Below are 13,903 nucleotides of genomic sequence, written 5' to 3' on the forward strand. Positions count from 1 at the left end.
CCGGCCCCTATGAGACCGGCCTGGAGGGAGCCTGTATGCACTTTTCTTCCCTGCATCCCTATGTCTATTACGCGACGAGATATCCCTTTAATAAAGGGCAGTCCAGCGCCCGGCGAATTTGCTACACGAGCTCGATCTATCTGATCGGCGAAGGGCGCGGGGTGCTCCTGACGGAGGGGCGGACCTGCAAGGTCGGCCCCGGTTCGCTCGTCTATCTTGCCGCCGGTCAAAGCCATGAGTGGGTGGCCGATGCCGAGGATCCGATGGTCCATCTGTGCTGCTATTTCGATTGGCATTACGTAGAAAGAAGAGGCGCGTTCGACTGGGCTTGCCCGGTCTGTTATGAGCCGGAGCCGCTGCGGGCGAATTACGTGGGGCCGTCGTTTCCCTACCCGCTGCCCGTCATCGCAGAGGTGGAGACGCCGCGAGTCTGGATCGGACTGTTTCAAAAAATCTATAAGTCCGGTGATTTCGTCGATGAACAGACCTTTCTGCGGAATCTGGGGATTCAGCTGAATTTTCAAGCGTTTATCGACCATTTTTTGCGCTTCACGCTGCAGGATAGAGAGATCCCGGATCCCCGAATCATCCGCCTGCTGGAGCGAATGGAGCAAGATCTGCTTCACGCCACGCCGCAGCCGCTGGAGTTCTATTATGAAAGCTTGGGGATGAGCCGCGGGCATTTTTTCGAGCTGTTCCGCAAGTCCGCCGGTTGCTCCCCGGTCCAATACATGAACCGGTTCCGGATTGCCCGGGCGAAGGAGGATCTGCTCCATACCCGCCTCAGCATTACGGAGATTGCCGAAAAGCATCATTTCAGCTCGGTCCACTACTTCTCGCGCTTATTCCGCCGGGAGACCGGACAAAGCCCCAGGGAATTCCGCCAGCGCTAAAGCCAGCCGTTGGGTTAGTACCGATGAAACGCTTTGAGCCGTCCTACGATCATGGTATAGTAACACCAGAAACCTGTGAGAATGGGAGAGGTGCGCGTGTACGAAGAACTGTTAGCCTGTTGTTTATCCAAAAAGGGAGCCGTCCAGGAGTATCCTTTCGGTCCGGAGACGGCGGTCATGAAGGTCGGGGGGAAAATGTTCGCCTTGCTGCCCGTCCCGTCAGGCGATGGGGCGGCGAGTATCTCCTTGAAATGCGATCCGGTCATCGCCGCTAATCTGCGGGAGCAGCACGAGTGCGTACAGCCCGGGTATCATTTGAACAAAACGCACTGGAACACGGTCATCGCGGACGGCAGCCTGCCTATGGACGATCTTCGGGCGATGATCGATCATTCTTACGATCTCGTGCTGGGCGGATTGACCAAAGCGGCTCGCGAAGCGGTCCTGATGCGGATCGGCGAAGCTTCGCGCTGATCGCCTTACCCCTTGGGAATACGGCGGTATTCGGTGGGGGAATAGCCCGTGATTTTCTTGAACAGGCGGGAAAAATAATACGGGTCGGACATGCCGACCTCGCCGGCGATTTCCTTGACGCTTAAGCCGGTGAGGTCGAGCAATTGTCCGGCCCGCTGCATTTTCAGCCGCAAAAAATACTCGATAGGCGGGCAGCCGGCCTCGCGGTTGAACAGATACACGAGATGCTGCTTCGACAGTCCGGTATGCTTGGCCAACTCGGGGAGCGTGACGCTGTCCGCCAGCCGTTCGGTCATGTAGCGGACGGCTTCGTCGAGGTAACGCTCGCGCTTGCGGTCCTGCGCCGAACGTTCGGCGCTGAGCCCGATGCTGCTGAGCAGATGGCGCATCGTCTGCGCGGCGTGGATCTGCACGAGGAGCGAGTAGCTCTTATCGCTCAGCAGGCTGTAGCACTGCTCGAACTGCTCCAGTAGCTGCGCGTGCACGCTGAGCGGCAGCGTGACGGGGCCGCCTTGATCCAAGCCGTAGGCGGCGATCAGGGACGCGGCGTCTTTACCTTGCAGGTGAAACCAGTAAATGCTCCAGGGCTTGTCGGCGGAAGCCCCGTAACGGTGCGGCGTCCCCGCCGGGATGACCGCCAGCTGCCGCTCCGAAAGGCGGTAACCCCGGTCGGCAGGGCCGGCGCCCTCCGCCTTGGCCTCCGACGGATTCGCCCGGTCGGCCGGGAGGTCCGGCCGTTCCATCCACCCTTCCCCGTCCACGCAATAGATGAAAATATTCGCCTCCGACCCTTCCGGGCGTTCGCGGAAATGGTAGCGGGCGTTCGGGAAAAAGCCGATGTCGCTGACGAACAGCGTGCGGGTCAAGTCCGACTCGGCCAATTCCTTTACCATGTACTCCGGCTGAACGAACAATTTTTGCGCGGCGAAGCCTTCGGGTTTGCGGATGTTTTCCATCGTCGGCGAGCCTCCATGGCTAGAGATTGATTTTCAGAAAATAATTCATGATTGTGAAACGGACTGATTGATTGACTAATCAGATCATGCTTCCGAATAAGAATATAATCCATCATCAACCGCATTTCGTCAATTGGATTTTGCGTGGCCCGGCGGTAGAGTAGGGGTAAGGCAAACGAAGCTTCGTTATACCGCTACTTTAACTTACTGGGAGGATATCCAATGAGCGTACAGCAACCTGGGGCCGATCAAGCCGCCGCGGTTCGTGCATGGGAAGAGGATAAAGCGATCCCGACGTACGGGGTCGGGGAGCCGGACAAGAACCCGATGTTTCTGGAAAAAAGGGTCTATCAAGGAAGCTCCGGCCGGGTTTACCCCCATCCGGTGATCGATAAAATCGCCGACGAGAAGAAGGACGTCAGCTACCGGCTGGTGATTTTGGAGAACGAATACGTCCGGATCGAGATCATGCCCGAGCTGGGCGGGCGCATTTACCGCGCCCTCGACAAAACGAACAACTATGACTTCGTCTACTACAACCGCGTCATCAAGCCGGCGCTGGTCGGCCTCGCGGGGCCGTGGATTTCCGGCGGCATCGAGTTCAACTGGCCGCAGCATCACCGGCCAAACACGTACGGCCCGGTCGAATACCGGCTGGAACGCGATGAGGACGGCAGCGCCACCGTATGGGTCAGCGAAATCGACCGGATGTACGGCACGAAGGTGACCGCGGGTTTTACGCTGTATCCGGGGAAGGCGTATCTGGAGATATCCGCGCAGCTGTACAACCGGACGCCGGAGCCGCAGACGTTCCTTTGGTGGGCCAATCCGGCCGTTGCGGTGAACGATCATACGCAGTCCGTGTTCCCGCCGGACGTCAACGCGGTGTTCGACCACGGCAAACGCGACGTGTCGCGGTTCCCGATCGCCACGGGTACTTATTACAAAATGGACTACTCGGAAGGCGTGGACATTTCCCGCTACAAAAATATCCCCGTGCCGACGTCCTACATGGCTTACAAATCCGACTACAATTTCGTCGGCGGCTACGACCATGGCGTGCAGGCCGGACTCCTGCATGTAGCGAACCACCACGTGTCTCCCGGCAAAAAACAATGGACCTGGGGCAACGGCGAATTCGGCCAGGCCTGGGACCGCAACCTGACGGACGAGGACGGCCCGTACATCGAATTGATGACCGGGGTGTACACCGACAACCAGCCGGATTTCACCTGGCTGCAGCCGTACGAGGAGAAGTCGTTTAAGCAGTATTTCATGCCGTACAAAGACATCGGCGTCGTCAAGAACGCTTCGATCGAAGCCGCCGTCAACCTGGAGGTCGACGAAACGGCGCGTACCGCGACCGTGCTGGCTTATGCCACCGCCGCGTATGAAAATGCCGTGATCGAGCTGAAAGGCGCGCGCCGCACTTACGTGACCGATACCGTGCCGCTGTCGCCAACCTCGACCTACAAGTCGGTCGTGGCGCTGGACGAAGGCGACCGGCCGCATGATTTGACCGTGACGGTACGCGATGGCGAAGGACGCCTGCTGATTTCGTACCGACCGGCCGAGCTGTCGATCGAGCAGGTGCCGGAGGCGGCCAAGCCGCTGCCGAAGCCGCAGGAGCTGAAGACGAACGAGCAGCTGTATTTGGCCGGCTTGCACCTGGAGCAATACCGCCATGCGACCTTCGAGCCGGAGGCGTATTACCTCGAAGGGCTGAAGCGGGATGCGGGCGACATTCGCCTCAACGTTGCCTACGGCACGCTGCTGCTGCGCCGGGGCCGGTTCGCCGAAGCCGAGCAGCATTTCCGCGCGGCGGTGAAGTCGCTGACTTGGCGCAACCCGAACCCGTACGACAGCGAGGCGCTGTACCAGCTTGGCCTGGCGCTCAAGCTGCAGGGGCGGGAAGGCGAAGCGTTCGCCGCCTTCTACAAATCCGTGTGGTCCGCCGCTTGGCAGGACAGCGGCTACTTCTCGCTGGCCGGTATCGCTTGCGGCCGGGGCCGTTACGCGGAAGCGCTCGAGCTTGTCGAGCGTTCGCTGATCCGTAATAGCCGCAACTATAAGGCGCGGCATTTGAAGGCGGCGCTGCTGCGCAAGCTCGGGCGGCCGGCCGAAGCCCTCGGCTATGCCGAGGAGACGCTGGCGCTGGACCCGGCCGACTTCGGCGCGGCGAACGAGCGCTGGGCCGCGCTGCTGGCCTTGGGCGAAACCGCGGACGCGGACGCCGCCTTGGCCGAGCTGAAGCGGTTCATGCGGGACGACGCGCATAACCTCTTGCAGTTGGCCGCGGACTACATCTGCAGCGGCTTGTACGACGAAGCCGTGCAAGTGATGCAGCGGATCGCGCCGGATGCTTCTGCCGCCGCTTACCCGATGCTGCATTACACGCTGGCTTACGCGCATGAGCAGGCCGGGCGCAGCGAACGGGCCGCGTTGTACCGGCAGGCAGGGAAGGCCGCGCCGGCGGACTATTGCTTCCCGAACAGCCTGCTCGATTTGCTCGTCCTGGAGAGCGCCGTTCGGCACGATCCGCAGGACGACAAGGCGCATTACTATCTCGGCAACTGGATGTACGACAAGAAACGCCCGGATGAGGCCATCGCCCATTGGGAAACGTCCCGGACCTTGAACGCCGGCTTCCCGACCGTGCACCGCAACCTGGCGCTCGCTTACTATAACAAACGGCAGGATCCCGAAGCCGCGCTGGAGGCGCTGGAAACCGCGTTTGCGCTCAATACGGCGGATGCCCGCGTCTTTTACGAGCTGGATCAGCTTTACAAGAAATTGGGCCGCCCGGCGGCGGAGAGATTCGCCAAAGTGGAAGGGCGTCAGCCGCTCCTCGAGAAACGCGACGACCTCTATTTGGAATACGTCACGCTGCTTAATTCCCTCAGCCGCCATGAAGAAGCGGTTCGGGCGCTGAATGCGCGCAAGTTCCACCCTTGGGAAGGCGGGGAAGGCAAGGTGACCGGACAATATGTGCTGGCCCATGTCGAACTGGGCAAGCGGGCGCTCGCGGGAGGGAAATTCGAACAGGCGGCCGAGCTGCTGCAGCAAGCGCTCGTTTACCCGGAGAACCTCGGGGAAGGCAAGCTGGCCGGCGCGCAAGAGAACAACATCCTTTATTATCTGGGATGCGCCTACGAAGGTTTGGGCGTTGGAGAACGGGCGGAGCATTATTGGACGGCCGCCTCGCAAGGGCTGGAGGAGCCGGCCGGAGCGATGTATTACAACGATCAGCCGCCGGATATGATTTACTACCAAGGCTTGGCATGGCTAAAACTGGGCGTGGAGAAAGAAGCCAAACGCCGGTTCAACAAGCTGGTCGATTACGCGGAGCAGCATCTGTTCGACGAGGTGGAATTCGATTACTTCGCCGTCTCGCTGCCGGACTTCCTCGTCTTTGAGGACGATTTGAACAAACGCAACGAAATCCACTGCCGCTATATGCTGGGGCTGGGCATTCTCGGACTTGGCCGGCCGGAGGAAGCGGAAGCCCGGTTCGACGAAGTGCTGGCTTTGGATCCGGGGCATCAGGGCGCCATGATTCACCAGCGGATGTGCCGGTAAGCTCGGCGTGCCGAAAAATGGGGGAATAGTGGATATAAATGTACTCCTAGAACGGCCGGCTGCTGGGATTTTGTACGAATAGTCGTACAAAATCTCTCAAGCGATGGACAGATACGGGGATTTTGTACGAAAAATCGTACAAAATCTCTCGAGTGTCGACTGGCTGCAGGAGTTTTGTATGAAAAAACGTACAAAGGCTCTCACGTATCGGCCGGAGCAGAGCTTTTGTACGAAAAATCGTACAAAACAAGATACGACGAGGCGGATTTGAGGCAACGTGACCGAAGCTAACGCATCGATAAACCGGTTTGGAGGAGGAAGCGCCCGGATGGTACAATGGCGAAAGACTGAAGTGGACGGCTATGCCGCCTGGACGGGGGAAACCGGCTTGATGTCGGTTTCCGTCATCCCGGAGCTGGGCAGCAAGATGATCTCGCTGCGGAACCTAGCGACAGGCCGCGAATGGCTTTGGCGCAGCGGCAAACCGCTAGGCAACGGCGGGTACGGCTCGTCCTTCGCCGCCGGCGACGAAAGCGGCTGGGACGAAATGTTCCCGGCGATCAACGCCGGCGCGTACCCGGAGGGGCCGTGGCAGGGGCAGCCGGTCCCCGATCACGGGGAGGTCTGGTCGATGCCGTGGGAGCATGGCGTGACGGACCGGGCCCTAACCTGTCGCGTGGAAGGCCAGCGGTTTCCGTACTTGCTGGAAAAAACGTATTCCTTCGTCACCGCCGGTACGTTGCGCATCGATTACGCCGTGGCGAACCGGTCGGAGGCCCCGTTCTCCTTCCTGTGGGCAGCCCATCCGCTGCTGCGGGCGCGGGAGGGGATGACGCTGCACGTCGCCGGCGATCCGGCCGAGATCGAAGTGTCGTATTCGGAGGGCGGACGGCTGGGCCAATTCGGCGACAAGCAGCCTTGGCCGCTGGCGCAAACCGCCGATGGGGTCACGGTAGACTTAAGCATAGTCGAGCCCAACGTCGGCCGCTTTGCCGAGAAGTATTATTTCACCGGCCAGCTCCGCGCCGGATTCGCCGGGCTCCGCGATCCCGAAACCGGAGAAGCGCTAACGTTCGCTTATCCCGTGGATCGGGTCCCCTATCTGGCGGTCTGGGCCAATTACGGCGGCTTCGGCGGGAACTATCATCTCGCGCTGGAGCCGGCCACGGGCCGCATGGACGATCTCGCCCATGCCGTTCGCCAAGGCGAAGCCGCCGTCGTACCGCCCGGCGGTATGTACCGTTGGCATCTTGAAGTAAACATGATTTGAGCAATCCCATTCATCACGACATCAGGGGGAATCCAAGTGATAAAACGGCTGTTTATGAACCTGAGCATCCGCGCCAAAATCGTCTGGAGCACGGTCTTGATCTCGCTGGTCCCCCTGCTTGTTTTATCGTACCTCTTCTACCAGAACAGCACCCGCTCCTTGGAGCAGGCGATGGTGCGCAGCTCGGACCAGAACGCCGAATATTTATCCGATTACCTGGACGAATATTTCCGCAGCTTTTCCACGTCGGCGCTCCAGGTCTACGGCTTTAAGCGCGTGATCGACCTGATGGAGTACGGAACCAACTACAACGACGCCGATATCATCGACGTCAGGGAATCGCTGGCCAGCTATTACCGGCTGGTGGTGAGCAACAATCCGGACATCATCAAAATCATGGTGCTCGGGGGCGACAATTCGCTGCGGGACAGCTGGTCCAGGGCCGATAGCTACAATGCGATCACCCTGGGCCAAAGCACCCCGCATTCGGGCGAAATCGTCGATTTGCCGTTTCAGCATTCCCTCATGTTTTCGTATCGGGATCCCGCAATCGAGCAGGATCTTTTTGTCTATGCCTTAACCATATATGACCCCTTTTACCGCAAAAAGTTCGGTACCCTGGTTTTTTACGTGCAGGGCAAGGATTTCGCCAAAAAAATGGAGACGTACAACCGGGCGCCGAACGTCATCGTCTTGCAGAACGACCGGGGGGAGACGTTCTATCGGACGAGCGACGTTTACGCCCGGGAGATTGGGCGTTACGTGCCGCCCGCCGAGCTGGATGACAGCAACGAGCATGAGCTGCGTTTTACGGACGGCCAAAACCTGCTGATCAGCAATTCGCTGCTGGACCATTCGAACATCGGGCTAAGCATCGTATACCCGAGCACGGAGCTGGCTCATAACCGCCAAACGACGCTGCGCATCACCGTTGCGGCATTCCTGTTGGTCATGCTGGTGATCGCCTTGTTTTCGCTGTTCGCCCAGCAGTTCATCACGCGGCCGATCCAACATCTCGGCAAAGCGATGAAGTCAGTCCGGAAAGGGAATTTCAACGTAACGCTCAAGCCGAACCGCTGGCATGACGATTTGTCCGAGCTGACCGCGAATTTCAACTTTATGACCGAAACGATCCAGGAATTGATCGAGAAGGAATACAAAATGCAGCTGCGGAACAAGGAGGCGCAGTTCCTGGCTCTGCAAATGCAGATCAACCCGCATTTCCTGTACAACACGCTGCAGACGATCGGCGGCAAAGCGGTGCTGGCCGGTGACTACGAGATCCATGAAATGTGCCGCGCTTTGGGCGACATGTTCCGTTACAGCTTCTACGAAGGCAACATGGCGTCGACGATCGGCGCCGAGTTGGTCCATCTCAACAATTATTTGTACATTCAGCAGTTCCGGTTCGAGGACTCGCTGCAGACGTTTTTTAACGTGGATTCGGAATTGATGGATTGCCGGATCATCCGCTTCGTGCTGCAGCCGATCCTGGAGAATATTATCGTGCATGCCCTGGGCAAAGAGAGCCACCGCTCCGTTCGCATCGAGGTGTCCGCGGTGAAAGACGGGGATACCGTTCTGATTCGGATTTCCGACGACGGGCCGGGGATGGAGCCGGACAAGCTGAAGGCATTGCGGACGGCCTTGGCCCATCCCGCCTCGGAAGTATTCGCCGGCGTATCGATCGGGCTGCGGAACGTGCATGAGCGGCTAAGGCTGTTCTACGGACCGCCCTTTGGACTCCGGATCGACAGCAGGCCGGGCGAGGGAACGACGGTAAGCATCGCGATACCTTATAAACAGGGGGGTGCGGAGCATGTATAAAGTGATGGTCGTGGACGATGAATCTTTAGGGCGGAAATCGATCCGGAAAATGATCAGCGAGCTGGCCCTCGATGTCGAGGTGATTGCCGAGGCCAAACACGGCGAGGAAGCGCTGGAGTTTATCGCGATCAGCAAGCCGCATATCGTCGTCACGGATATGAACATGCCGGTGATGGACGGACAGCGGTTTTTGGAGACGCTGCACGAACGCTACGGCGACATCCGGGTGATCGTGATCAGCGGCTATTCGCAGTTCGAATACTTGAAGGCGGCGATCCGCTATCAGGCCTGCGAATACTTGCTGAAGCCGGTATCGCCCAAGGAGCTGCACGGCTCGATGATCAAAGCGATCGAAGCGATACGCGGCTACATGAACTTGCAGCAACGGCAGATCGAAACCCGGGAAATGCGGCGGATGAAACGCAGCGTTTTTTTGCAAAACGTAACCGGCCGGCGCATCGCCAATAAATCGGATATCGTGCAGCAGGCGGAGGAGTTGCGGATTGAAGCCCATCAGGACTATTGGCTGGTCGTCATCCGGTACCGCCGGTTCCTTGAGGCGGCCCGTACCAGCTTTCACGGCAATGCGGATTTGCTGATGTTCAGCATCGAAAACATTTTGCGGGAAATTCTCCATGACGACCTCGCACCGGCTTACAAATCGGATGATGGCATGAGCCTTTGCCTGGTCGTCCCGGAAACGCCGTCGCACCTGGATTCGCCCAACGGGGAATCCGGACCGTTCGAGCCGCATCGCTGGTTGCGGGCGTTTCACGAAGCCGTCCGCCGTATGCTGAAGCTGGAAGTGCTGGCCGGAATCAGCGAAAAATTCGCTTCCCTTGCCGAGCTCCCCGAGGCTTATCAAGCTGCTTATCGCGCCATCTTAAGGCAAGATTTGCACGGGACGGGATTGACGATCTCCTCGGCCGATCAAACGGAGCCGTCTAAAGAACAGGAACTATTGACGTCGTTTGACGTCCAGGCGATTCGCCAGGCGCTCGGCTCCGGCAGCGTGAAGGACTGCCGGCGGCTGCTGAACGATTATTTGGAGCGGGTGGAGCGTACCGCCGTCATGACGATCGCCCGGCTGCACCAGGATCTTGCCAAGATCCTGGAAGCGGTCTTGTCCGAGCTGAAAGGCATCGCCGCATCCACGCTTCATCCGCCTGTCTTCGATTCACGGACGATTACCGGGGTGTTGGATCCCGGCGAACTGCGGCAGCTTATGGACGGTTGGATGGCTGCGATCGAAGCGTACGGCGCGGGCCGCCGGGAACCGGAATCCGCGCAGGCGATCCAGCTGATCAAGGCTTATCTGGATGCGCATTATTTTGAGGATGTGAGCCTGATCGACGTGGCCACCCGCTTTCATTTGGACCCCAGTTATTTGAGCAAGCTGTTCAAATCGGTGATCGCCGAGAACTTTATCGAATACGTGACCCGGAAGCGGATCGAGAAGGCCTGCGAGCTACTGCGGTCTTCGGATCGGAAGATCAGCGATATTTCCGAATTGGTCGGATACGAAAATCAACGTTATTTCAGTCAGGTGTTCAAAAAAAGTACCGGCCAAACCCCTTCCGAATATCGCGAAGCGCATGCGGACGAAACCGGCAGCACAAAAAATTGAACATCAGGCCGACCATTTATTTTATTCCGGCGCAGGCGGCGAATCGGTACGATAAGAACAGGACGGAGGGGCTAAAAACGCAAATGCAAGCTGCCCCGTTAGGAGGCCCTTCCATCCAACCTTATCTACAAAGACGAAGGGGGAACTACAGATGAAGAAGTGGATGTCGCTAAGCTTATGCGTCCTGATGCTTGGTCTCCTGCTTGCCGCGTGCGGCGGGAATAATGCGGAACCATCGGCCAACGGTAACGCCGGGGGCACCTCGAATGCGGCGGAAGGTTCGGGCGGAACGGAAGCCTCCGATGAGCCGGTTACGATCAAATTCATGCATTTCAAAAGCGATTTTACCGATCAAATCAATAAAATCGTCGAACAGTTCGAAAGCGAGAACCCGAACATTAAGGTCGAGGTACAACCCGTCAAATACGACGATTACTACACGCTGCTGAAGACGAAGCTGGCCGGCGGGGACATCATCGACGTCTTTACGTTGAACGCCGGATTCAACACCCAACTGTTTGCGGACGGCGGTTACCTGATGGATTTGACCGGCCAGCCGTTCCTCGGCAATTTCGACGAGAACGTCGTGAAGGGCCAGGCCACGGACGGCAAGAATTATATCATGCCGCTGAACGCCAACCCGATCGCCGTCTTTTACAACAAGAAGATCTTTAGCGAATTGGGTTTGGAAGTGCCTAGAACCTGGGACGCGATGATCGCCGCCGCCGAGAAAATCAAGGCTGCCGGCAAAACGCCGTTCGCGCTGGGCTGGAAGGATGCCTGGACGCTGACGATGTGGGATACCCGCGATATGCCAAGCAATTCGGCGTTGATCGGCCAATCGGACTTCTTCGAGAAGATCGAAACCGGAGAAGCGAAATTCGCCGACAATCCGGCCGTGAAAACGACGATGGAACACGCGTTGAAACTGTATGAACTCGGCAACAAAGACCAATTGGGCGTAGACTACAACGGCGCCGTCGACCTGTTCGCCAAAGGCGAAGTCGGCATGATGTACATGGGCACTTGGCCGCTGCCGGACATCGAGAAGAAAAACCCGGAATTGTACAACAATGATTTGGGCTACTTCCCGTATCCGTTCAGCAATGACGAAAGTGCTAACAAGCTGGATTTCAACGCGGATGCTTCGCTGGCGATCGGCAGCAAAACGAAACATAAAGAGGCCGCGCTGAAATTCCTGGAGTTTATGTCCAGCAAAGAAGGCGGAGACGCTTGGGTGGAAAATATCAAGTCGCTCAGCTACGTCAAAGGCACCTCGACGGATATTGCTCCGGCCCTTAAGGACCTGCAGCCGTATTTCGACGAAGCGCAAACGTACGATTCCCAGCTCTATTTGGCGAAAACGACGATCGACTGGCGTTCCCCGTTCGATCAGAACCTGCAAAAGCTGTTCTTCAACAAAACGACCATGGACCAAATCATCGCCGACATGGACGATTGGGTCAGCAAAAACCATAAATAGAGCAACCTTGACGGAAGGCATGGGCAAGCGCCTGTGCCTTTCGTCGATTTAGGAGAGGATTAACCTATGGAGAACTTGAAACGCACAGCCAGAAACGAAATGTGGTATGTCCTGTTTATGTTGCCGGGGATCGCTTTGTTCGTGATGGCGGTCGTGATTCCGCTAATCATGGGAGCCCGGTATTCTTTCACCGATTGGGACGGGGTTTCCAATTCGTTTGCTTCCGTCGGCTTTGACAATTACGTGCAGGCTTTTGCGGACCCGAGTTTTTGGGACGCTTTATGGAACACGTTCAAATATGCGATCATTCTGACGATTCTCGTGAATGTGCTGTCACTGCTGCTGGCGCTGGTGCTGGATGCTTTCCTGCCTTGGCGAAACTTGTTCCGGACGGTCTTTTTCCTGCCGAGCGTGATTTCGATCGTGCTCGCGGGGTTCGTCTGGAGCTATAACTACAGTACGGGCATTCCGAATTTGCTCAGCGGTTTCGGCATCGACGTCTCGAGCCCGCTCGGCAATCCCGACTACGCGCTGTTCGGACTGATTATGGTCGCTTTGTGGCAGGGCGTAGGTTCGCCGATGATCATTTATATCGCCGGATTGCAGGGCATTCCGGGCGAACTCCACGAAAGCGCCAAGATCGACGGCGCGGGGACGTGGAAGACGTTCCTGAACATTACGCTGCCGCTGCTGGCGCCTTCCGTGACGATCAACCTGCTGCTGGTGCTGACCGGCTCCTTGAAGGTATTCGACCTGGTATACGTCACGACGAACGGCGGCCCCGGTTTCGCGACGGAGGTCATGTCCACCTACATTTACCGAACCTCGTTCGCTTCGTTTAAGGGCGGATACGGGATGGCGTTATCGATGATGTTCTTCCTGATCCTGGTCATCGTGACGGTCGTGCAGATGTCCATTTCCAGAAGACGGGAGGTCGAGCTGTAATGAAGGCCAATAAACTCATCGTGTTTCTCGTATTTCTGGTTCTGGCGATCCTGTTTTTGTTTCCGATCTACGTGGCCGTGCTGATGTCGTTCAAGACGGCGAAGCAGACGTTCGACAGCTTTTACGCGCTGCCGTCCAGCCTGAATTTCGCCAATTACGTCCATGCCTGGGAGACATCCAAATTCCCGGCGGCGATCATGAACAGCTTGATCATCACGGGGTTGTCCGTCGCCCTGATCGTGCTGGTGTCCGCGTTGGCCGGATATTCGATCGCGAGAAGAAACAAACCTTTTTACAATATCGTGTTCATGCTGTTTCTGTCGGGCATGATGATCCCGTTCCAGGTAACCATGCTGCCCTTGTACAAACTCGGAAAAACCCTCCACATGCTCGACACGCATTGGGGCATCATTTTGATCTACGGCGGGTTCGGGATTCAGACGGGGGTGCTGTTCTATACGGCGTTTATCCGCCAGATCTCCCGCGAAATCGAAGAGGCCGCCAAAATCGACGGCTGCAGCACACCGGGGATATTCGCCAAGATCATCATTCCGCTGCTTAAGCCGGTGACGGCGACGGTCATCGTGCTGAACGCGTTGTATATTTGGAACGACTTCCTGCTGCCTCTGCTGTATTTGCAGGATAACCAATACCGCACGATCCCGCTGCAGCAGTATTTCTTCTTCGGGCAATACAGCAGCGACCTGAATCTGGCGTTTGCTTATGCCGTGATGGGCATGATCCCGGTCATCGCGTTTTTCCTCTTGATGCAGAAGTTCATCATCAAAGGGATCGCCGCGGGAGCCGTCAAAGGATAAACGAAACAGGGAGAAAGAGAGGAGGAGCGAG

At 57.6% G+C, this 13,903-nt stretch carries 10 protein-coding genes; 9 read left to right on the forward strand and 1 reads right to left on the reverse strand.

The window, feature by feature from the left end; genetic code table 11:
- The first annotated feature begins 35 nt into the window (after positions 1–35).
- Both ACQ4N8_RS01210 and ACQ4N8_RS01215 read left to right on the forward strand, forming a co-directional pair.
- Positions 36–893, forward strand: a complete 858-nt coding sequence (locus ACQ4N8_RS01210; RefSeq protein ID WP_430702485.1) for a helix-turn-helix domain-containing protein — start codon at positions 36–38, stop codon at positions 891–893.
- A gap of 96 nt (positions 894–989) precedes the next feature.
- Complete coding sequence (locus ACQ4N8_RS01215) at positions 990–1,367, forward strand: MmcQ/YjbR family DNA-binding protein (protein WP_430702486.1); 378 nt, start codon at positions 990–992, stop codon at positions 1,365–1,367.
- A 5-nt stretch (positions 1,368–1,372) separates the two neighbouring features.
- Here ACQ4N8_RS01215 and ACQ4N8_RS01220 read toward each other — a convergent pair whose 3' ends face one another.
- Positions 1,373–2,323, reverse strand: coding sequence for a helix-turn-helix domain-containing protein (locus ACQ4N8_RS01220; RefSeq protein ID WP_430702487.1), 951 nt, complete (start codon positions 2,321–2,323; stop codon positions 1,373–1,375).
- Between the two features lie 222 nt (positions 2,324–2,545).
- On the opposite strand from ACQ4N8_RS01220, the gene ACQ4N8_RS01225 reads away from it, so the two are divergent.
- The 7 genes from ACQ4N8_RS01225 (at position 2,546) to ACQ4N8_RS01255 (ending at position 13,872) form a co-directional block, all read left to right on the forward strand.
- Complete coding sequence (locus ACQ4N8_RS01225) at positions 2,546–5,902, forward strand: DUF5107 domain-containing protein (RefSeq protein ID WP_430702488.1); 3,357 nt, start codon at positions 2,546–2,548, stop codon at positions 5,900–5,902.
- Between the two features lie 328 nt (positions 5,903–6,230).
- Positions 6,231–7,172, forward strand: coding sequence for a hypothetical protein (locus ACQ4N8_RS01230; protein WP_430702489.1), 942 nt, complete (start codon positions 6,231–6,233; stop codon positions 7,170–7,172).
- Between the two features lie 36 nt (positions 7,173–7,208).
- A complete protein-coding gene (locus ACQ4N8_RS01235; protein ID WP_430702490.1) occupies positions 7,209–8,999 on the forward strand; it encodes a sensor histidine kinase in 1,791 nt (596 codons plus the stop codon).
- Positions 8,992–10,626 (forward strand): response regulator, encoded by a 1,635-nt coding sequence (locus tag ACQ4N8_RS01240; RefSeq protein ID WP_430702491.1) that lies wholly within the window; start codon positions 8,992–8,994, stop codon positions 10,624–10,626. The genes ACQ4N8_RS01235 and ACQ4N8_RS01240 overlap by 8 nt, the downstream gene beginning before the upstream one ends.
- 151 nt (positions 10,627–10,777) lie before the next feature.
- Positions 10,778–12,109 (forward strand): ABC transporter substrate-binding protein, encoded by a 1,332-nt coding sequence (locus ACQ4N8_RS01245; RefSeq protein ID WP_430702492.1) that lies wholly within the window; start codon positions 10,778–10,780, stop codon positions 12,107–12,109.
- 66 nt (positions 12,110–12,175) lie between these two features.
- On the forward strand, positions 12,176–13,054 hold the full coding sequence (locus ACQ4N8_RS01250; protein WP_430702493.1) for a carbohydrate ABC transporter permease: 879 nt from the start codon (positions 12,176–12,178) through the stop codon (positions 13,052–13,054).
- Complete coding sequence (locus ACQ4N8_RS01255) at positions 13,054–13,872, forward strand: carbohydrate ABC transporter permease (RefSeq protein WP_430702494.1); 819 nt, start codon at positions 13,054–13,056, stop codon at positions 13,870–13,872. The genes ACQ4N8_RS01250 and ACQ4N8_RS01255 overlap by 1 nt, the downstream gene beginning before the upstream one ends.
- Positions 13,873–13,903 lie beyond the last annotated feature (31 nt).

It is taken from the genome of Paenibacillus macerans, from assembly GCF_050565405.1.
GTDB lineage: Bacteria > Bacillota > Bacilli > Paenibacillales > Paenibacillaceae > Fontibacillus > Fontibacillus macerans_B.